Consider the following 21820-nt stretch of genomic DNA (forward strand, 5'->3'; position numbering starts at 1 on the left):
AGAATGGCGAAACCTGTAATAGCAATAGTAGGAAGGCCTAACGTAGGTAAGTCTACTATTTTCAATAGAATTGTTGGAGAAAGAATCTCCATTGTAGAAGATATTCCTGGAGTAACAAGAGATAGAATATACAGCTCAGCAGACTGGCTGAATCATGATTTCAATCTAATCGATACTGGCGGAATTGACATTGGTGATGAGCCGTTTCTTGATCAAATTAGAGCACAGGCAGAGATTGCAATTGACGAGGCAGATGTTATCATTTTCATCACAAATGGCCGTGAGGGAGTAACAGCTGCTGATGAAGAGGTTGCAAAAATCCTTTATCGTGCAAAGAAACCTGTTGTTCTTGCGGTTAATAAAATTGATAATCCAGAGATGCGTGAGCAAATTTATGATTTCTACTCATTAGGATTTGGCGAGCCAATGCCAATTTCAGGATCACATGGCTTAGGTCTTGGGGACCTTCTGGATGAAGCAGCTAATCATTTCCCGAAAGGAAATGGACAAGAATATGATGATGATGTTATTAAGTTCTCCCTTATCGGACGCCCGAACGTCGGGAAATCCTCACTAGTAAACGCCATGCTTGGAGAAGACAGGGTAATTGTCAGCAATATTGCTGGTACAACAAGGGATGCGATTGACTCTCAAGTAACTGTAAACGGTGAAAAGTACGTAATCATTGATACTGCCGGAATGAGAAAAAAAGGGAAAGTGTATGAAAGCACAGAGAAATACAGTGTGCTGCGTGCATTAAGAGCGATTGAAAGATCAGACGTTGTTTTAGTTGTTATTGACGGAGAAGAAGGCATTATCGAGCAAGACAAAAAAATCGCAGGCTATGCACATGAAGCTGGCAGAGCTGTCATCATTGTTGTAAATAAATGGGATGCTGTCGAAAAAGACGAAAAGACAATGAAAACATTTGAACAAAATATTAGAGAGCATTTCCTATTCTTGGATTATGCACCAATTGTGTTCTTGTCTGCTAAAACGAAAAAACGTATTCATACATTAATTCCGATGATTAATGTTGCGAGTCAAAACCATACATTAAGGGTAGAGACAAGTGTATTAAATGATGTTGTTATGGATGCTGTTGCGATGAATCCAACACCAACTGATAAAGGAAAACGTTTGAAAATTTACTATACGACTCAAGTTGCAGTCGGACCGCCAACATTTGTTGTATTTGTTAATGATCCTGAGCTAATGCATTTCTCTTATGAGCGTTTCTTACAGAACCGTATACGAGATGCTTTTGGCTTTGAAGGAACACCAATAAGAATTTTTGCGCGTGAAAGAAAATAATAGAGGTGGATCTAATGGGTAATCAAACAAAAGTCGCAATGATCGGAGCTGGAAGCTGGGGAACAGCACTTGCACTTGTACTTGCTGACAATGGACACACTGTGCATCTTTGGGGGAAAAACGAGCAGGATATTGAAGAAATAAATAAAAACCATATTAACAAAAGATATCTTCCGGAAATTAAGCTTTCAGAAAACATCATTGGATTTACTTCCATGCAAGAAGCATTACAGGATGTCCATTTTATCGTCATGTCTGTGCCGACAAAAGCGATGCGTGAAGTAATGCAGCAAATGATTCCTTATTTGGATGAGCCGAAAACATTTATTCATGTTAGTAAAGGGATCGAGCCAGGCACGCTACTGCGTATATCTGAAATTATGGAAGAAGAAATACCGGCACAACTATTGAAAAGTATTGTCGTGTTGTCAGGACCAAGCCATGCAGAAGAAGTGAGCTTGCGCCATTTGACAACAGTTACCGTATCTTCAAAAAATATGGAAGAAGCAGAAAAGGTTCAAGATCTATTCATTAATTCTAAATTCAGAGTTTACACAAATCCAGATATAGTCGGAGTTGAGATTGGCGGAGCGTTGAAAAATATCATCGCTGTTTGTGCCGGTATAACAGATGGCTTAGGGTTTGGAGATAATGCAAAAGCGGCTCTTATCACAAGAGGGCTTGCTGAAATGGCAAGATTAGGAACGAAAATGGGTGCTAATCCCTTGACGTTCTCAGGCTTAACTGGGATTGGTGATTTAATCGTGACATGTACAAGCGTCCATTCACGCAACTGGAGAGCCGGAAATCTGCTTGGAAAAGGCTGCCCGCTAGAAGAAGTCCTTGAGAACATGGGAATGGTCGTAGAGGGCATCAGAACGACGAAAGCAGGACATCAGCTTTCTGTTAAATACGGAATTGAGATGCCGATAACAAATGCCTTATACGATGTGCTGTTTAACGGGAAGAATGCAAGGGATGTCGTTGAAGGCTTAATGACAAGAGACAAAACGCATGAGATGGAAGATCTTGTGAATATTCTTGCTTCCCAGTATACGGAATAATCATCATCTTTTCTAACATTTTGGTTTTTGTTTTTTAGAAAATGTTACATTACTTTAGGCATTTTCATGATACGAAATATATATTTATGCATACAATGCCTTGAAGCAACCTGGTGGAATGAACAGGTGATGGGCAATATAGTCATTAAATCAAAGTAAAGGTTCCCCTGCTTTTACTTTGATTTTTTTTGAGAAGAAAAATTAGCTGTTTAATTGGTGTACACAAGCAAAATTAAATAATTTTTTCGAAAACTGTCATAACCCTTTTTTTTCATGTGTATACATGATTTAGAAGGGTTATTTTTTTTGGCGTGAATAAAACCCTAAAAGAAAACTTCACTAGTAGCATTTCTTTTAAGGTTTGCGATAAAGTCCGCTATTTTCCTGTGTTTGTGCTAGTTAAGAGAATGGTTTAAAAGAAATTAAGGCTGTTGATTTACAAGTTGCCTAGCAAAAAAAAAGGGGGAATTTTTAAAAGTAGTCATAATGAGATAGGACAACATCATAAATATATAATGTCTAAATGTATTATATGGATTTTTGTTAATCTCTACACTAGGGAGAGTTCAGGAGGGGATCATTTGGAAAAGGTTAATATTTTTAAGGATATTGCCGAGAGAACTGGCGGTGATATTTACTTAGGTGTAGTAGGTGCTGTTCGTACAGGCAAGTCTACTTTCATAAAGAAGTTTATGGAATTGGTCGTGATTCCTAATATGGATAATGAAGGAGATCGTGCAAGGACGAAGGATGAGTTACCTCAGAGCGCTGCAGGCAAAACAATCATGACGACTGAGCCAAAATTTGTTCCTAACCAAGCAGCATCCGTTACTGTAGACGAAGGATTGGATGTAAATATCCGATTAGTTGATTGTGTCGGCTACACAGTTCCAGGTGCACAAGGGTATGAGGATGAAAATGGACCTCGAATGATTAATACTCCATGGTATGAAGAGCCGATTCCATTTCATGAGGCGGCTGAAATTGGTACAAGAAAGGTTATACAAGAGCACAGCACAATCGGTGTTGTCATTACAACAGATGGGACGATTGGGGATATTCCAAGAAGTAATTACTTAGAAGCAGAAAATCGGGTTATTGAAGAGCTGAAAGAGGTTGGTAAGCCTTTTATTATGATTATCAATAGTGCTCAGCCTTTTCATCCAAACACAGAAAAACTTCGCAATGAGCTGTCTGAAAAATATGATATTCCAGTCATTGCAATGAGTGTTGAAAGCATGAGAGAGTCAGACGTTCTTAATGTAATGAGAGAAGCATTATTTGAGTTTCCAGTATTGGAAGTTAACGTAAACTTGCCGAGCTGGGTTATGGTTCTCAGAGAAAATCACTGGCTTCGTGACAATTATCAAGAGGCAGTGAAAGAAACAGTTAAAGATATTAAGAGACTGCGAGATGTGGATCGTGTTGTTCAGCAATTCAGTGATTTTGATTTTATTGATAAGGCTGGTCTTGCTGGAATTGAGATGGGGCAAGGTGTGGCGGAAATTGATTTGTTTGCACCAGACGAATTATATGATGAAATCCTCAAGGAAATTGTTGGGGTGGAAATCAGAGGGAAAGACCATTTGCTTGAGTTAATGCAGGATTTTGCCCACGCAAAAACGGAATATGATCAAATTTCAGATGCATTGAAAATGGTGAAGCAAACAGGCTACGGTATCGCCGCACCATCCCTTGTGGATATGAGCCTAGATGAGCCAGAAATCATTCGCCAAGGCTCTAGATTTGGTGTAAGACTTAAGGCTGTTGCTCCATCCATCCACATGATAAAAGTTGATGTAGAATCCGAATTTGCACCAATTATCGGTTCTGAAAAACAGAGTGAAGAACTTGTCAGATACTTGATGCAGGATTTTGAGGATGATCCACTATCTATTTGGAATTCAGATATTTTCGGCAGAAGCCTTAGCTCCATTGTAAGAGAAGGAATTCAAGCTAAGCTTTCTCTTATGCCAGAAAATGCTCGATACAAACTAAAAGAAACGCTAGAGCGCATCATCAATGAGGGCTCTGGAGGACTTATAGCTATCATTTTGTAGGAAACTCTCTATTGGGAGTTTCTTTTTTTTTATTTTAAAATGATCAGCTATGAGATACGTGTAGAATTACGTAGGGGCCATTGTTACTATGGGTTTTGGCCGACTGTAAAATTGTGGTTTCCTTATTACACTTTTATATCAATTACTGAAAAGATTGCTATCATTATATAAAATTTCTTGATAAGCTCAAACGATTATGATAATCTTTTAAAGGAATCAGCGTCATTACAGCGATTAAAGCATTATGATGTTTCTTATTAATGCTTGTCATGTTAGAAGTAGCATCATTTTAAACAATGGTGTGAACGAGGAGAAAATATTCTTAATGACGTATAAAATTCCGATAAATTGTTTACAAATAATGATATGAAACGATTTTTTAGGATTTATTTGAAACATTTGGGAGGAGGTGAAAGGCATGAACAAGACAGAATTGATTAACGCGGTTGCAGAAGCAAGCGAATTATCAAAAAAAGACGCTACTAAAGCAGTTGATGCTGTTTTTGATACAATCTTGAATGCTTTAAAAGATGGTGATAAAGTACAACTTATCGGTTTTGGTAACTTTGAGGTTCGTGAGCGTGCAGCACGTAAAGGACGTAACCCTCAAACTGGTGAAGAAATCGAAATTGCAGCAAGCAAAGTTCCTGCTTTTAAACCAGGTAAAGCACTTAAAGACGCAGTGAAGTAATCTACATACATTGCATATTATTTCTCTAAAAACCGCGAATTACTCGCGGTTTTTTTGCTTTTTTTTTAACAGAATGGCATAAGTAGCAGCTGGCATTATTCTAGGATTTACAGAAGGTGTTGGATGTAAATGGATGATAAAAGAATTAGCAGCCATTCGTGGTGTTAGTTGTTTTTATATGCTAATATGGTTAAAGGAAATTGGATTGATAGCTTTAGGAGGAAAAAAAGAATGTCGAATGTTGATTTGGCCAAGATAGAAGATGCGGTAAAACAAATTTTGGAAGCAATAGGGGAAGATCCTGAAAGAGAAGGATTGCTGGATACCCCGAAAAGGGTTGCCAAAATGTATAGTGACATATTCTCGGGATTAAATGAGGATCCGAGAGAATATTTCCATACGATTTTCGGTGAAGAACATGAGGAGCTAGTGCTTGTAAAAGACATTCCGCTGTACAGCATGTGTGAACACCATCTCGTTCCGTTTTATGGAGTGGCTCATGTGGCATATATTCCTAGAAACGGCAAAGTAACGGGCTTGAGTAAATTAGCAAGAGCTGTCGAGGCTGTAGCAAAACGTCCACAGCTTCAAGAACGCATTACATCAACTGTGGCTGATGCCATTATAGAAATGCTTGACCCTCATGGTGTTATGGTTGTCATTGAAGCAGAGCATATGTGCATGACAATGCGAGGAGTAAACAAGCCTGGTGCGAAGACGGTAACTACCGCAGTGCGCGGAAGATACGCGGAAAATGCAGAAGCGCGCGCAGAAGTGCTTACTTTAATAAAATAAGACATGCCTATAGGCCTTTTTAAGTGGTGTTGTCAGGTGTTTATGCTATAATAATCTAGACTTTATACAAATATAATGACGATTGTGTTAAAAAAGATACAAAGAGAAATTTTGGGGGAACAAGGGTGATATTATGATGTTATTTCAAGAAATGGTGGAAATGGTGCGTGAAGAGGTTTTGCAAAAGATTGCTCATCCTTATCTTTTTAAGCATATAGACAACCCGGTAATTGATGAAGACAAGCTTTTGTTAACCGTATTTCTGTTAAAGCAGGCTGACTTAAACGACAGTCAGGTCATCACATATGCCACAACGAAGATGCTTATTCAAATTGCCCTTGATACCCATGAACTTGTAACAAATGACAGCGTTCATAAAGGAATAGAAAAGAACAGGCAGTTGACAATATTGGCAGGTGATTTTTACAGTGGCCAGTATTACAAGCTGTTGGCAGACCTGGAAGATTATGAAATGATAAAAGTATTCGCTGAAGCGATTAAAGAAGTGAATGAGAATAAAATGATCATTTATCAGCAGGCGTTTGCTGGACTGTCTGAAATGAGAGAGGCAATCGTAGCTGTGGAATTTTCCATCCTGGAAAAATTGATCGACCGTTTCCGCTTGGATAACTGGAAAAACTTTGCGCTGTCATTTCTATTTCTGAACAGAATGCTGCAAGACAGGAATACATATAATTTGACTGGTAATTCATTTTTATTCAACAGGCTGACTAATCATAGTGAAGAGCTCGCCCGTCTCGCAGAGGATAATAAATATCTTTTGTTCGAACCGTTTATTCAAGAGGCAGCTGACATGCTCACAGAAGCACTAACGAGCTCTAAAAATGTCGAAGCCAGCATTACAGCAAGGACATCAGCAATATTGGATAAAATAAAACAACAAATGTATGTGGAAGAAGGGTAAGAGGCAATGCGGGAGCACCAATCAAAAGAAGAAAAAGTGCACCATGTATTCGAAAAAATATATGGCAATTATGACAAGATGAATACGGTGATAAGCTTTCAACAGCATAAAATTTGGCGCAAAGACACAATGAAAAAGATGAATGTCACAAAAGGTGCTAAAGCTTTGGATGTATGCTGTGGTACTGCCGACTGGACAATCAGTCTTGCAGATGCTGTTGGGCCGACTGGTGAAGTCAAAGGGCTTGATTTCAGCGAGAATATGCTGAGCATTGGGAAAGAAAAAACCAAGGGCTACAGCAATATTGAATTGATACATGGGAATGCAATGGAACTTCCGTTTCCAGATGACAGCTTCGATTTTGTGACAATCGGATTTGGCTTGCGAAATGTGCCAGACTATTTGCAAGTTCTTAAGGAAATGAAAAGAGTAGTGAAACCAGGAGGAAAGGTTGTCTGTCTGGAAACATCGCAGCCTACAATGCCTGTTTTTAAGCAAGGCTATTACGTTTATTTTCGCTTCATCATGCCGATGTTCGGAAAGCTTTTTGCCAAAAGCTTTAAGGAATACTCATGGCTGCAGGAATCGGCACGGGATTTTCCCGGCATGAAGGAACTTGCTTCTCTGTTTGAAAAGGCAGGCTTGTCAAATGTGACGTTTAAACCATACAGCGGTGGTGTAGCTGCTGTGCATATTGGCTTTAAAGAAAAATAATGTCTGTATCTATTTTTATGCAGCAGTTAAAGACGGGTGAAGTTTAGTGAAATTAAAAATGATATATTCATTTTTGAATTCGGATTTGGAGATAATTGAAAAAACACTTGAAGAAACAGTGAACGCCAACACTTCCATTTTAAGAGATTCGTCACTTCATCTTCTCAAGGCAGGCGGCAAGCGGATTAGGCCAATTTTTGTCCTGCTTGCAGGCCAAATTGGCCAATATGATATTCATGTCATTAAAAAAGCAGCTGTTGCTCTAGAGCTCATTCACATGGCTTCCCTTGTTCATGATGATGTTATTGATGACTCAGACCTGCGCAGGGGCCAGCCGACGATTAAAGCAAAATGGGATAATAAAGTTGCCATGTATACAGGCGACTATATCTTTGCTAAATCACTTGAAATAATGAGTGAGCTAAAGAAGCCTGCTGCACATAAGGTGCTGGCTGATACGATAGTGGAGGTTTGCATAGGAGAAATTCAGCAGATTAAGGACAAATATTACTTTGAACAAAATGTCAGAGATTATTTCCGCCGTATAAAAAGAAAAACGGCCCTCCTCATTTCAGCTAGTTCTTTAGTAGGTGCAATTGCTTCCGATGTGGAAGAAAAGCATCAGAAAAAACTACATAAGTTTGGATATTACGTTGGGATGTCCTATCAAATTATTGATGATGTTCTGGATTTTGTTGGTACAGAAGAAGAGCTTGGAAAGCCTGCTGGCGGTGATTTACTGCAAGGTAATATCACATTGCCTGTTCTGTATGCAATGGAAGATGAAGGTATTCGTAAAAGGGTGTCCACCGTACACGAAGAGATGAATCGGGAAGATCTTTTAGAAATTATCGAGCTGATTAAGAGTACAGATGCTATTGACCGTTCGATGAAAATAAGTAACGCTTACCTCCAAAAAGCATTGGATGCAATTGCAGACCTGCCAAAGGGAAGAAGTAAAACAGCACTTATTAATATTGCGAAATACTTAGGTAAAAGAAAGTTCTAAGTTAAGCTTTGCAAAGTACTTCTATGTATGATATCGTTTTCATAAATACTAGTTTTTCTTTTTATATTCATACATAGGAGTGAATCAAATGGAGAAGACGTTTTTGATGGTCAAACCGGATGGAGTGCAAAGAAATTTAATCGGCAAGATTGTGGAGCGCTTTGAAAGTAAAGGATTCCAGCTTGTTGGTGCAAAATTAATGGTCGTGTCGCAAGACCTTGCCAAGCAGCATTACCAAGAGCATGTGGACAAGCCATTTTTTATGGAGCTCGTTGATTTTATTACATCAGGACCAGTATTCGCGATGGTATGGTCTGGCGAAGATGTAGTGACAAAGGCGAGGGCCATGATGGGCAAAACGAATCCGTTGGATGCGCCGCCTGGCACAATTCGAGGAGACTTTGGTGTAGTAATGAGAAAAAACGTCATTCATGGCTCTGATAGTGTGGATAGCGCTGCGAGAGAAATCGGTTTATTCTTTAAGGAAGAAGAATTAGTAGAGTATAATAAGTTAAGCAATACATGGGTCTATTAATCCAGTAATAACTGTCCTTTAAGGCGAAAGCTTCACATTAACTATTGTGAGGCTAGCTTTAAAGGACAGTTTTTTTAATTTCTAACAAGTATGAATGTGGGCACAATCCAAATAATAGGAATACACGTAATAGACGATATTTGCCTTTCGATTATAAACACACCTAAATTATTACCCCATTTTCAATAAATATCGTTTATACTAATAAAAAGAAAATTAATAGCATCAGGATGCGAGGTTTAACTATGGAAAAAGACTACCAAGAGTTCATCAAAAATTTTCATCAAGTATCAGGCATCGATTTATCTTTGTATAAGGAAGCACAAATGAAAAGAAGATTGACGTCCCTCTACGAAAAAAGAGGATATCGTTCCTTTAAGGAATACTCGATGGCAATCGGCAAAAATAAGGAGCTTCTTGAGGAATTGCTGGACCGCATGACGATTAATGTGTCAGAATTTTACCGTAATTTCAGAAGGTGGGAAGTTCTGGAAAATAAAATATTGCCAAATCTGATTAAAACCAGTGCTAATTTAAAGGTTTGGAGTGCTGCTTGTTCAACGGGCGAGGAGCCTTATACGCTTTCCATGATTCTGTCAAACCACCTGCGTCCATCTAACTTTCAGATAAAAGCAACTGATATCGACATAAATGCTATTGAAAGAGCAAAGGTAGGTCTTTATGTGGAGCGCTCATTAAATGAGGTTCCAGCAGTACAAAAGCAAAAGCATTTTAGTCAGTCGGGAAGTATGTTTAAAATTAGTGATGTAATAAAAAGGCCTGTTACATTTAAGCAGCAGAACTTATTGTCAGATCCATTCCAAGGGCCTTTTGATTTAATAGTCTGCCGCAATGTTATGATATATTTTACAGAAGAAGCAAAGGATATTTTATATCAAAAATTTGCGAATGCTTTAAGACCAGGCGGAATATTTTTTGTTGGCAGTACAGAGCAAATTTTTAATCCTGGCAAGTACGGATTAGAAACAGAGGATACTTTTTTCTATAAAAAGATGTAAAATTTAAGTTTTTTATAGCTTTCAAGGATTTTTTACTATTCATATTCGCAAACGTATGATATATTGAAACATATTTCCTTTAAAGCGTTGAAGGGAGAAAGGATTTTGATATGAGATATTTAACTTCAGGGGAATCACATGGTCCAAAACTAATTACAATTATAGAAGGTCTTCCAGCAGGTATGCCATTAACTGCTGAGGATATTAACGAACAGCTTGCTAGAAGACAAAAAGGGCATGGCCGAGGCAGAAGAATGCAGATTGAAACAGATACTGCTGAAATCGGTGGCGGAATTCGACACGGCCAGACACTTGGCTCACCAGTGTCGCTTATTGTTGAAAATAACGACTGGAAGCACTGGACAAAAGTCATGGGTCAAGGACCGATTGATGAAGAGGAATCAAGTGAAATTAAACGGAAGATTTCCCGTCCAAGACCAGGTCATGCTGACTTGAACGGTGCCATTAAGTATGGACACCGCGACATGCGCAACGTATTAGAAAGATCTTCAGCAAGAGAAACGACAGTTAGGGTTGCCGCAGGTGCAGCAGCAAAGAAATTATTGTCATTATTAGGAATCAAGATTGCTTCACATGTCTTGGAAATAGGCGGAGTGAAAGCCGACATACAAGAATATCCTTCCATTGATAAAATCATTGAATTAACGGAGCAGTCTCCTGTCAGATGCTTAGATCCTGTTGCAGAGAAAAAAATGATGCAAGCTATCGATGATGCAAAGACAAATGGAGATTCCATCGGCGGAATTGTAGAGGTTATCGCAGAAGGAATGCCTGTTGGCGTTGGCAGCTATGTTCATTATGACAGAAAGCTTGATGCGAAGCTTGCAGGTGCGATTATGAGTATTAATGCATTCAAAGGAGTCGAAATTGGCATTGGCTTTGAAGCGGCAAGCAAGCCTGGAAGCGAAGTACATGATGAAATCATTTGGGACAGCATTCACGGCTACACGCGCAAAACGAATCGCTTAGGCGGCTTTGAAGGCGGAATGACGACAGGTATGCCTGTTATTGTTAAGGGTGTTATGAAGCCGATTCCGACGCTTTACAAGCCATTAAACAGTGTTGATATTGAAACGAAGGAACCTTTTGCAGCAAGCATTGAGCGCTCAGACAGCTGTGCTGTTCCTGCAGCAGCAGTTGTTGCAGAAAGTGCTGTTGCATGGGAATTGGCAAGTGCAATCGTTGATCAGTTTTATTCTGACCGTTTTGAAGGCTTGCTTGAAAATGTGGAAAAGCATCGTCAATATGCGAGGGAATTTTAATGAAGACAGTTCAAGTTGATGCAGGTTCTAAATCGTATCCTGTTTTTATCGGCGATAACACAGTCACACAATTAAACGGCTTTATACAAACCCATTTACCTGAATGCACAAAGGTGCTTATTATAACAGACGAGACAGTTGCAGCGCTCCATTTACAAGCACTGCAGCGGGAAATAACAGGATTTCCTGTTGTTTCCCATATCGTTCCTGCAGGAGAACACGCAAAAACATTTGATGTGTTTTACAGCTGCCAAAGCTTTGCACTTGAAGAAAAGCTGGATAGAAAATCACTAATCATCGCTTTAGGCGGAGGGGCTGTCGGTGACCTTGCCGGTTTTGTCGCATCCTCCTATATGCGTGGCATTCCGTTTATCCAGGTTCCAACAACCATTCTTGCACATGATAGTGCAGTTGGCGGGAAAGTAGCCATTAACCATCCGCTCGGCAAAAACATGATTGGTGCTTTTTATCAGCCAGAGGCTGTTTTTTACGAGACTGGTTTTCTTCGTACATTGCCTGCGCTTGAGCTCCGAAGTGGATTTGGTGAAGTAATAAAGCATGCCTTGATAAGTGATGCACGCTTTTATGAAACATTGCTAAATGAGATTGATGAGCTAGAGAAAGTACCAGAAAAGACATGGGAAGTGCTATTGGAAAAGGGGATTCTTGTTAAAAGTAAAATTGTTGCCAAGGATGAAAAGGAAGCGAATGTCCGTGCATTTCTAAACTTTGGCCATACACTTGGCCATGCGATTGAAGCAGAAATGGGCTATGGGAATATGTCACACGGTGAAGCAGTTGTTATCGGCATGTTGTTTGCATTGCGCCTAAGCAAAAAGAAGCTTCAGCTTGATTTCTCCATCAACAACCTTGAAGCTTGGCTGCAATCATTGGGATATGAGACAAAGGTTCCAGCACATTTAAAGGTAGAAGCCCTGATAGATAGAATGAAACAGGATAAGAAATCTGTAAGTGGAACAATCCACTTTGTCCTGCTTGATGCCATTGGCAATCCGGTTATCGTTAAAATGGATGAAAAAGAATTAATGGAAGAACTACATATTTTCAAGGGAGAATAGAGCATGATTAGAGGAGTACGGGGAGCAATCACGGTTGAAGTAGATGAAGAAACGGTGATTTTGGATGCAGCAGAGAGGCTTGTAAAGGAAATGATAGGAAAGAATGCAATCATAGCGGACGATGTTGCGTCTGTATTCGTTTCTGTAACAGATGACTTAACTTCTGCTTTTCCTGCCAAAGTGATTCGCCTTCAAGAGGGATGGACTTATGTTCCTGTCATGTGCATGAAGGAAATTGATGTGCCGAATGCATTGCAAAAATGCATCCGCATTATGATACATGTTAATACGAATACGGCTCAAAAGGATATTAACCATATATATTTAGAAAGAGCAATCCAATTAAGACCAGATCTTAAGCAAGAGAATTAATACATTATAGAGGTGAATGTTGATGAAATGGAAAGAGCAGTTATTAGGGCTTCATGCATATCAGCCTGGTAGAACGATTGATGAAGTGAAACGTGAATTTAATCTAGAAAAAATTGTAAAGCTTGCTTCGAATGAGAATCCTTTCGGCAGCTCACCGCATGTTACAGAGGAACTAAAAAAAGTAGATGGTTCTTTTGCTTTATATCCAGATGGCTATGCAACAAACCTGCGCCATGCACTAGCTGAGTTCCTTCAAGTGTCTCCTACTGAGCTCGTGTTGGGAAATGGTTCTGATGATTTAATTCTCATGATTTCAAGGGCATTGTTGGCACCAGGCAGAAATACAGTTATGGCAAGCCATACATTTGGTCAATACAAGCATAATGCGATAGTGGATGGAGCAGAAGTAAGAGAAGTTCCATTAACTGAAAAGGGTGAACATAATCTGCCTGCAATGCTTGAAGTAATGGATGAAAATACAAGCGTCGTTTGGGTATGCAGTCCTAATAACCCAACTGGAACTTATAATTCAGAGTCGTCATTAGTCGAATTTTTGAAGCAGGTTCCTGAGGATGTGCTTGTCGTTTTAGACGAAGCTTACTATGAATATGTGGTAGCAGAAGATTACTATGATGCATTAGAGCTAGTTAAACAGTTCCATAACTTGATTGTGTTAAGAACATTCTCAAAAATCTATGGTCTTGCAGCGTTCCGTGTTGGATATGGAGTTGCTTCAGAAAGCTTAATCCAAACACTAGAACCAATTCGTGAGCCTTTTAATGTTAATACTTTAGGGCAAATTGCTACACAAGCTGCAATTTCTGATCAGGACTTTGTGACAAGCTGTTCTATCAAAAACCGCGAAGGCCTCACACAGCTGTATTCTTTCTGTGAGGAACACGGGTTGACATATTTTCCTTCTCAAACAAATTTCATTTTAATTGATTTTAAAGTGGACGGAAATGAAATATTCCAATACTTAATGAAACATGGATATATCGTGCGTTCTGGTGTGCCACTAGGTTTCCCGACATCTGTCCGCATTACCATTGGTTCAAAGGAAGAGAACGAAGGTCTGCTGAATGTTCTTACAAAGTTCTTGCAAGAGAAAGCAGCAGCCATTTAATTTTAGCAAAAAGAGAAGGCGGTGATAGGATGAATGGTCGCGTCTTCGTTATCGGATTGGGACTTATTGGAGGATCATTAGCACTATCCATAAAAAACAATCATCCACATTGTACGATAATTGGGTTTGATATAGCCGAAAAAAATAAAAAGCTTGGTAAAATGCTTGGCGTCATTGATGATTGTGTAGATACACTGGAGGCTGGAGCAGAAGAGGCTGATTTAATCATTATCGCAACACCAGTCAGACAAGCGGAAATGATGATTGAAAAATTAGCGCAGATGCCATTGAAAAACGATGTTCTTGTGACTGATGTTGGAAGCACAAAAGGAAAAGTCGTCGAAAAATCACGACTTCTTCAAGAAAAAGGCATCACCTTTATTGGAGGCCATCCAATGGCAGGCTCACACAAAAGCGGTGTGTCTGCCTCCAAAGCACTTTTGTTTGAAAATGCCTTTTATTTGCTGACACCAGAGGAAACGGTTGATAAGAATTCTGTTCAATTATTAATGAACTGGTTATCTGGAACAAGAGCGAAATTTTTAGTAGTATCTCCTGAAGAACATGATTTGTTGACAGGAGTAATCAGTCATTTGCCACATATTGTTGCAGCATCTCTTGTCCACCAAGCAGACGATGTCGCAAAATCAAACGAGCTTGTTACAAGGCTTGCAGCAGGTGGTTTTAGAGATATAACGAGAATTGCTTCAAGCAGTCCAGCAATGTGGCGTGACATATTATTGCATAATAAAACAGTACTTCTTGAGCTTCTCGACAAATGGACGAAGGAAATGGAGAAGGTCAAAACACTGATTAAGACAGAAGAGGCTAATGAGATATTTGATTATTTTCAAGTAGCAAAAAATGTCAGAGATGAACTTCCCCAAAATCAAAAAGGTGCAATTCCGGCATTTTACGATTTATATGTAGATGTACCTGACTATCCAGGAATCATTTCAGAGGTTACAGGATTTCTGGCAAAGGAAAATATAAGTATTACCAATATTCGTATCATTGAAACAAGAGAAGAGATATATGGTGTACTTGTAATCAGCTTTCAGACGGAAGAGGATCGAAAAAGGGCGCAAGCATGTATTGCTGCGTATTCCACTTACGAAACCTCTATCGGATAAAGACTTGTATGGATTAGGTGATAAAAATGGATCGAAAACAGTTGAAGCGAGCATCAGGACCATTGGCAGGGGAAATTGCAATACCGGGCGATAAATCTATTTCCCACCGCTCTGTCATGTTTGGCGCAATTGCAGAGGGTAAAACGACAGTTACTAATTTCTTAATGGGAGAGGATTGCTTAAGTACAATATCCTGCTTCCAAAAGCTCGGCGTCAGCATTCAGCATGACAATGAGAAGGTTATTATTGAGGGAAAAGGACTTGATGGTCTACAAGAACCACTGGAATTGCTGGATGTCGGCAATTCAGGCACAACCATCAGACTTATGTCAGGTATTCTTGCAGGCAGAGATTTTCACAGCACATTAGCAGGTGATAGCTCTATTGCTAAAAGACCGATGACAAGAGTTGTAGGTCCTTTAAGAGAGATGGGTGCTAAAATCGATGGAAGAAGCAATGGTGAATTTACACCTGTATCCATTCGTGGAAATTCGTTAAAGGCAATCTCTTATAAGCTTCCTGTTGCAAGTGCACAGGTGAAGTCTTCTATTCTATTTGCAGGACTGCAGGCAGAAGGAACAACAACTGTAATAGAGCCGGTATCCACTAGAGATCATACGGAAAGAATGATCAAAAGATTCGGTGGCAATATTAATGTCGATGGGAAAAGTATCCATATTACAGGCGGCCAGCGTTTAACAGCGGCCGATATTCATGTACCTGGAGATATTTCTTCTGCGGCATTCTTCCTTGTGGCAGCAAGCATTGTTCCTAATAGCTCTGTAATATTAAAGAATGTTGGCCTAAATCCGACAAGAACTGGTATTATGGATGTTCTCAAGAATATGGGTGCAAATGTATCCATTTTGGATTCTAATGATGAGTTTGAGCCGACAGGTGATCTACGCATTGAGGCATCTACTTTAAAAGGGACTACAGTTGATGGGGAAATTATTCCACGGTTGATTGATGAAATTCCGATTATCGCACTGCTGGCAACACAAGCAGAAGGAACGACCATCATTAAAGATGCAGAGGAATTAAAAGTGAAGGAAACGAATCGTATTGATACGGTAGTTAATGAATTAAAAAAGCTAGGCGCAAATATTGAAGCAACAGAGGATGGCATGATTATACATGGTGGTGCGCCACTTAAAGGTGCTGTAGTAGACAGCCATGGAGACCATCGCATCGGCATGATGCTTGCAGTTGCATCATTAGTTACAGATGGTGCTGTTATTCTTGAGAATGCGGAAGCTATTGCGGTTTCTTATCCTTCCTTCTTTGAACATATGGAAAGTTTAACAAAACAATAAACCAGCACTAAAACAGAGTGGAAAACTCTTAAGTGCAAATAAACCCCATTTTCGAATGGGGTTTATTACGTATTTAGCAGAAAATGAGAAAAACATTCACCAAACTAGGCATAAAACAAATAAAATCATCATAGCTTGTCTAAAAAAAGCATGGTGGTGAGAAAATGGCCTATATTATTGAAAATATAAACATTTTAAAAAAACAGGCTTTAAAGAAAACTTCTATGCTCGTAGACCATAATCGTATTGATGCGTTAAAGGAAACCTTTTGGAAGGGAATTATGAGAATGGATGGAAGTCCATATATTATGACTCCAACACCTATAGTTTACGACAATCATGTAAAGGAATTGCTGGATCCGAAGCAGCAACGAGACTATATTCAAGAAAACCTCATAAAAAAAGGCTGTACAATGTTCGCTACAGCATGTAATGTCAAAAAGGAAAGGGAGTTGTTGGGCGAGCTTAATAAGACAAAAAACAGGCTGTTGAATTGTGCAGTCGATTATGTTATATGTATTAAAATCCCTCTGAAAATCCTTACAACAAGTCTTATCAGAACCTGTAAAAAAGAAAAAATTCCTGCTATAATCATTGAAATAAATAATTCGAATGATTTATATAAAGTGCCATGGGGCTGGATTAAGGAAGCAATCTTTCCATTTAATTGTCCGCTTATCCCTGAATTTTTAATGAGTGATGAGGAAGAACAAAAAAAAGCACAAATAACATGGGCAGCAATTATGCGTGATACTAATATACCTTCTGTCAAAAAAGAATTGGCGGAATGTGATATCATTCCATATGAGGCACTCATTAAAATGGGCATTTACCCTTTTAAAGGCAATATTTATCAAAGCGGAGAAGTGACCTATAATCTTTATGAGAAAAGCCGAACAATCATAAATATTGATGAAAAGGAATTATTTCATTATCATTATAATAGAATCCTTGTCACTTACCATAAAGGCAAATGTATTAGAGCTGGCGAGAAAGTATTCTATTATCCGGGATTTGGGGAGCAGATGGAAATAAAAGTACCTTCCTTCTTTAGCGCAGGAGGAGTTTAGAAAGGATACAAGATGGAAAAAGTAAACGAAATACTATCATTATTAGAGAATGGTCAACAAGCAAAAGCTTTATCATATTATGAGGAAATACTTAATCAAGGTTCGAATGAAGAACGATTCGTGTTAGGGGAGGAATTGTTCCAGCTTGGTTTTCTTGAGGAAGCTAAAGCATTATTCCAAATTTTATTGGAGGCATACCCAGAAGAAGGAGAGCTTTTGGTTATGCTTGCAGAGGCAGAGATGGAAATTGGCAATGAGGAAGAGGCCATTTCACAGCTGGAAAAAATTAACCCGGAAGATGCTAGCTATCCACAAAGCCTTCTTCTGTTAGCAGATTTATATCAAATGGACGGGCTTTATGAGGTAAGTGAGCAAAAGCTTCTTCAAGCAAAAAAAATCCTTCCAAATGAAGTTATCATTGATTTTGCTTTAGGAGAGCTCTATTCCGAGCAAGGCAGAATTACAGATGCCATTAAAGCATACAAAGTTGTTGCCGCAGAGCAGTCAACAGTTGCCGGTGTTAATGTTAACGGAAGAATTGCCGACAATTTAAGTGCAGGTGGAGCATTCGAGGAAGCAATCAACTATTACGAGCTTGCGATTGAAGAAAAAGTGGAGATAAATACAGTGTTTAACTTGGGCTTAACAGCATTGCAAGCAGGACAGCTGACAATTGCCATCAATCGTTTTGAGGAAGTAAGAACTTTAGATCCATCCTTCCAATCCCTATACTTATATCTTGCTAGAAGCTATGAGCAAGAGGAAATGCTGCAAGAAGCGTATGAGACAGTACTTGAAGGCTTAAAGCATGATGAGTTCAATAAAGAACTGTTTTTGCTTGGCGGAAAACTGGCGCTTAAGAACGGGATCGAGGAAGGGGCCGAAAAGCATTTTAGAGAAGCATTGGCAATAGACCCAGAATTTGCTGAAGCTGTGTTGCTTTTAAACAAATTGTTTTTGACACAGGAACGCTTCGAGGATATTATCGAGCTAATAGAACTAATGGATTCTCAAGATATAGAGGAGCCCCAATTATTATGGGATGCAGCAAAAGCCTATCAAGGAAATGAAAATTATTCAGTGGCATTAAACAAATACCAAGAAGCATATACTTTCTTTAAAGAACTCCCAGACTTTTTATACGATTACGGATATTTTCTTTTGGAAGAAGGAAAAAGACAGGAAGCTGCAGAAGTGTTTAATAGCCTTTTAGAAAAAGATCCGAGCAATGAAGAATTTATCGAAATCGTGCAGCGTTTAACAAGCGGCCAGTAAACATTTAGCCAATTGCAGCAAGAAAGATTACGGTGTTAATACAAAAAAATGGTTGCAAGCAGAGGAGGGAAACAAACATGAAAACCCCTGTATCTGTCAACGAAAAAAAAGACTTCATTCGTTGGTTTCTGAATCACTATCAATTAAAAAGAAGAGAATGTGTTTGGATTTTAAATTATTTGATGAGTCATGATCAGCTTATGGAAAAAGTGCATTTTGTTGAAAATGCAGAGAAGTGCCCAAGGGGATTGGTCATGTCCACACATTGTGTTGATGAAGTCCCGTTTCGCTTTTATAAGGAAAATGTCATGACGACAGATGCAGAAAAGTCCTTTCATGATATTCGCTTAAACAGAGATGAAGACATCTATATCCAACTGAATTTTTATGGTTCCAATAAGGCCCATCAGTATGCTGCCGTGCTTGTAGAAAATCCTTTCATGCCAAAAAATCTGCATATTAGTGAAAAAGACCGATTCATTGCAGAGCAATTTCTCGTTGCCAGCATAGAAAAGTTCCAAAAGGAAAAGCTGCTGGAGCTAATAGACGAGGCGCTTGATAATGGAGACGAACATGCATTTCGGGAGCTGACGGATCGTCTTAAGCAATTACAAAGCACAGAGAGCTAAATACAAATACAATAAAAGCGGTCTGGCTAAGCGTTAAAACGTTTGCCAGACTGCTTTTTTGTTCTGTCCTATATAAAAAGACCAAAAACAAATGGAAACTTTTTATGCTATTATTAAAGAAAATAATAATATAAAGGAGGTGGCTGCCTGTATGAATTGGTTACGGTTTATATTAGGAAATCGGTCATTTATTTGGCTGCTGCTTATCGTAAACTTACTTGGGACAATCTATGGTTATTACTGGTATAGATTTCAATTGGCGGAAACGCCGGACATTTTCTTATTATTTGTCCCAGACAGTCCTACTGCAAGCTTGTTTTTTGTGATCGTTTTAATCGCATTTCTTTTCAAACGAAACACGCCTTTATTTGAGGCATTAGCACTCCTAACACTATTCAAATATGGTGTTTGGGCAGTTGTTATGAATTTCCTCGTTTTTGCTAAAACAGGCACTGTAGAGATAGAATCGCTTATGTTAATTGTTTCTCACGGTGCAATGGCCATACAAGGGCTTTTATACATACCATATTACCGAATAAAATGGGTGCATGTTAGCATTGCAGCTATATGGACATTACATAATGATGTCATTGATTATGTATTTGATATGATGCCAAATTATAGCATTCTCAATGAGTCTATGGACCAAATCGGTTATTTCACGTTTTGGCTGAGCATTTTAAGCATTGCGATTTGTTTTTATGCAGCTAAAAGAAAAAACACGTTAACGATTTCTTAAACAAGCAAGTCAAATCCAAAATTTTTTAGTCTATCCTTGTCCGTCCTGACATACATTTTTAATAGTATATCGGGGAGGGACAAGTATGAAGAAGGCTAAATTGGTTGTGTTATTAATGTTATTAATCCTGCTTAAGCCTATTTCTATATCTGTTTATGCAGACCAAGATTCGCCTATAGACGAGTTAGATACATTATCAGATGAAGCACTGCAGTTGGTAAAATCAGAAAGATACGATGATGCAAAAAAAATCCTTGATTATTTTTCTAACCAATTCAGTATAGTGAAGCAGCAACAACGGACATTTACAATGGATGAGCTCCAAATACTCACAGGTGCCCGTGATGAAGCAGTTGAGGTAATCACAAGCCCGTCTGCTGATACGAACGAGCGGATTAACTCTGCAATCAAGTTCAGATTAGCAGTTGATGCAGTTTCAAGCGGCCAGCAGCCACTATGGACGCAAATGGAAGAGCAAGTGATGGCATCCTACAGGGAAATGAAGGATGCTGCCATAAACCAAAACAAAGTGGAATATGAAGCGAAATTAAATTCCTTCCTGACGCTTTACCAAATTATAAACCCAAGCTTGAAGCTGGATGTGACAACAGCGCAATTTCAAAAACTGAATACACTTGTGGATTTCCTTGATACATACCGCCTTCAAGTCTTCACAAAAGCTGAGACAAAAGAGCTGGACGAGTTAGAAGCAGAGCTTGAGGACGTATTTAATCAAGTGTATGAAGATGAAGCAGATCCGTCCCTTTGGTGGGTAATTATTTCAACTGGAAGCATCATTATCCTTACATTATCCTATGTTGGTTGGAGAAAATATTTAGGAGATAAGGAAGAGAAGAGAAGAAGACATAAAAGGCCATAACATTTGACTCTTAGTTTCTCCCTGCTTAAAATAATAACTACTAACTCGAGATATGGGGGAAAAAGCATGTTTATTATCTACTTCATCATCATACTCATCATTCCTCTATGGGCACAAATGAGGGTAAGTGGGGCATACAAAAAATATTCAAAAGTAGCTGCTTCTTCTAATATGACTGGAAGGGAAGTTGCAAGAAGAATTTTGGATTCCAACGGATTATATGATGTATCTATTGAAGAAACGAGAGGCGTTCTGTCTGACCACTACGATCCACGGTCAAAAGTTGTCCGTTTGTCTACAAATAACTATCACGGGCATTCTGTTGCCGCTTGTGCGATTGCGGCACATGAAGTTGGCCATGCCATTCAAGACCAGCAAGAATATGCTTTCCTGCGTTTCCGGCATGCATTGGTTCCAGTTGCCAATATCGGCAGCAATTTTTCGTGGATACTTATATTAATCGGAATGCTGCTTGGTGCAAGCAATTTTGTTCTGTTAGGAATTATTTTTATGGCAGCAGCCGTCCTGTTCCAATTTATAACACTTCCAGTTGAGTTTAACGCATCAAACCGTGCAATGGATGAAGTGGTCGCATTAGGAATTATTCGCAATGATGAGGAAAAAGAAACGAAAAAAGTCCTAAATGCAGCAGCCCTTACCTATGTTGCGGCAGCAGCAGTAGCCATACTCGAATTGCTGCGACTAATTATGATTTATACAGGAATGCAAAGAAACGACTAGTCTATGGGATAATCTCCATAGACTTTTTTTTGCAGAATTTATTTCCATAAG

Annotated in this window: 22 protein-coding genes; all 22 read left to right on the forward strand. The window is 39.0% G+C overall.

Annotated features, from left to right (window positions below; genetic code table 11):
• Positions 1 to 3: 3 nt before the first annotated feature.
• The 22 genes from der to NQZ71_RS09305 all read left to right on the forward strand — a co-directional run bounded on the left by der (position 4) and on the right by NQZ71_RS09305 (position 21769).
• The gene (gene der / locus NQZ71_RS09200; protein ID WP_127737607.1) at positions 4 to 1314 is read left to right on the forward strand and encodes a ribosome biogenesis GTPase Der; all 1311 of its coding nucleotides are present in this window, start codon (positions 4 to 6) and stop codon (positions 1312 to 1314) included.
• Between the two features lie 14 nt (positions 1315 to 1328).
• Positions 1329 to 2378, forward strand: coding sequence for an NAD(P)H-dependent glycerol-3-phosphate dehydrogenase (locus NQZ71_RS09205; protein ID WP_144452816.1), 1050 nt, complete (start codon positions 1329 to 1331; stop codon positions 2376 to 2378).
• Between the two features lie 581 nt (positions 2379 to 2959).
• Positions 2960 to 4438, forward strand: coding sequence for a stage IV sporulation protein A (gene spoIVA, locus NQZ71_RS09210; protein ID WP_144452818.1), 1479 nt, complete (start codon positions 2960 to 2962; stop codon positions 4436 to 4438).
• 418 nt (positions 4439 to 4856) lie between these two features.
• The gene (locus tag NQZ71_RS09215) at positions 4857 to 5129 is read left to right on the forward strand and encodes an HU family DNA-binding protein (RefSeq protein WP_016203034.1); all 273 of its coding nucleotides are present in this window, start codon (positions 4857 to 4859) and stop codon (positions 5127 to 5129) included.
• A 231-nt stretch (positions 5130 to 5360) separates the two neighbouring features.
• Positions 5361 to 5924: a GTP cyclohydrolase I FolE gene (gene folE / locus NQZ71_RS09220; protein WP_144452819.1), complete on the forward strand. Its 564-nt coding sequence runs from the start codon at positions 5361 to 5363 to the stop codon at positions 5922 to 5924.
• A 133-nt stretch (positions 5925 to 6057) separates the two neighbouring features.
• Positions 6058 to 6849, forward strand: a complete 792-nt coding sequence (locus NQZ71_RS09225; protein ID WP_144452821.1) for a heptaprenyl diphosphate synthase component 1 — start codon at positions 6058 to 6060, stop codon at positions 6847 to 6849.
• 6 nt (positions 6850 to 6855) lie between these two features.
• Entirely contained in the window at positions 6856 to 7563 is a 708-nt protein-coding gene (locus tag NQZ71_RS09230; RefSeq protein WP_144452823.1) for a demethylmenaquinone methyltransferase, read from the forward strand.
• A 46-nt stretch (positions 7564 to 7609) separates the two neighbouring features.
• A complete protein-coding gene (gene hepT / locus NQZ71_RS09235; RefSeq protein WP_317011697.1) occupies positions 7610 to 8572 on the forward strand; it encodes a heptaprenyl diphosphate synthase component II in 963 nt (320 codons plus the stop codon).
• A gap of 88 nt (positions 8573 to 8660) precedes the next feature.
• On the forward strand, positions 8661 to 9107 hold the full coding sequence (gene ndk, locus NQZ71_RS09240) for a nucleoside-diphosphate kinase (RefSeq protein ID WP_144452827.1): 447 nt from the start codon (positions 8661 to 8663) through the stop codon (positions 9105 to 9107).
• Between the two features lie 245 nt (positions 9108 to 9352).
• Positions 9353 to 10126, forward strand: coding sequence for a CheR family methyltransferase (locus NQZ71_RS09245; protein ID WP_317011698.1), 774 nt, complete (start codon positions 9353 to 9355; stop codon positions 10124 to 10126).
• Positions 10127 to 10236: 110 nt separating this feature from the next.
• Positions 10237 to 11409, forward strand: coding sequence for a chorismate synthase (gene aroC, locus NQZ71_RS09250; RefSeq protein WP_127737616.1), 1173 nt, complete (start codon positions 10237 to 10239; stop codon positions 11407 to 11409).
• Positions 11409 to 12488 carry a 3-dehydroquinate synthase gene (gene aroB, locus NQZ71_RS09255; protein WP_144452830.1) on the forward strand — a complete coding sequence of 360 codons (1080 nt, stop codon included), beginning with the start codon at positions 11409 to 11411 and terminating at the stop codon, positions 12486 to 12488. Before aroC ends, aroB begins: the two co-directional genes overlap by 1 nt.
• 3 nt (positions 12489 to 12491) lie before the next feature.
• Positions 12492 to 12860 carry a chorismate mutase gene (gene aroH, locus NQZ71_RS09260; RefSeq protein ID WP_275005738.1) on the forward strand — a complete coding sequence of 123 codons (369 nt, stop codon included), beginning with the start codon at positions 12492 to 12494 and terminating at the stop codon, positions 12858 to 12860.
• A 22-nt stretch (positions 12861 to 12882) separates the two neighbouring features.
• Positions 12883 to 13986, forward strand: coding sequence for a histidinol-phosphate transaminase (hisC, locus tag NQZ71_RS09265; RefSeq protein WP_144452834.1), 1104 nt, complete (start codon positions 12883 to 12885; stop codon positions 13984 to 13986).
• 29 nt (positions 13987 to 14015) lie between these two features.
• Entirely contained in the window at positions 14016 to 15119 is a 1104-nt protein-coding gene (locus NQZ71_RS09270) for a prephenate dehydrogenase (protein ID WP_317011699.1), read from the forward strand.
• Positions 15120 to 15145: 26 nt separating this feature from the next.
• Positions 15146 to 16435 carry a 3-phosphoshikimate 1-carboxyvinyltransferase gene (aroA, locus tag NQZ71_RS09275; RefSeq protein WP_144452838.1) on the forward strand — a complete coding sequence of 430 codons (1290 nt, stop codon included), beginning with the start codon at positions 15146 to 15148 and terminating at the stop codon, positions 16433 to 16435.
• A 164-nt stretch (positions 16436 to 16599) separates the two neighbouring features.
• Positions 16600 to 17505: a hypothetical protein gene (locus tag NQZ71_RS09280; protein ID WP_260054817.1), complete on the forward strand. Its 906-nt coding sequence runs from the start codon at positions 16600 to 16602 to the stop codon at positions 17503 to 17505.
• 12 nt (positions 17506 to 17517) lie between these two features.
• Positions 17518 to 18780 carry a tetratricopeptide repeat protein gene (locus NQZ71_RS09285; RefSeq protein ID WP_317011701.1) on the forward strand — a complete coding sequence of 421 codons (1263 nt, stop codon included), beginning with the start codon at positions 17518 to 17520 and terminating at the stop codon, positions 18778 to 18780.
• 77 nt (positions 18781 to 18857) lie between these two features.
• On the forward strand, positions 18858 to 19409 hold the full coding sequence (locus NQZ71_RS09290) for a ReoY family proteolytic degradation factor (protein ID WP_127737624.1): 552 nt from the start codon (positions 18858 to 18860) through the stop codon (positions 19407 to 19409).
• A gap of 151 nt (positions 19410 to 19560) precedes the next feature.
• On the forward strand, positions 19561 to 20148 hold the full coding sequence (locus NQZ71_RS09295) for a lipoprotein heptaprenylglyceryl N-acetyltransferase LhaT (RefSeq protein ID WP_127737625.1): 588 nt from the start codon (positions 19561 to 19563) through the stop codon (positions 20146 to 20148).
• A gap of 85 nt (positions 20149 to 20233) precedes the next feature.
• On the forward strand, positions 20234 to 21028 hold the full coding sequence (gene ypjB / locus NQZ71_RS09300; protein WP_317011702.1) for a sporulation protein YpjB: 795 nt from the start codon (positions 20234 to 20236) through the stop codon (positions 21026 to 21028).
• Positions 21029 to 21094: 66 nt separating this feature from the next.
• On the forward strand, positions 21095 to 21769 hold the full coding sequence (locus tag NQZ71_RS09305; protein ID WP_275005727.1) for a zinc metallopeptidase: 675 nt from the start codon (positions 21095 to 21097) through the stop codon (positions 21767 to 21769).
• Positions 21770 to 21820 lie beyond the last annotated feature (51 nt).

It is taken from the genome of Niallia taxi (assembly GCF_032818155.1).
In the GTDB taxonomy this organism is placed as follows: domain Bacteria; phylum Bacillota; class Bacilli; order Bacillales; family Cytobacillaceae; genus Niallia; species Niallia taxi_A.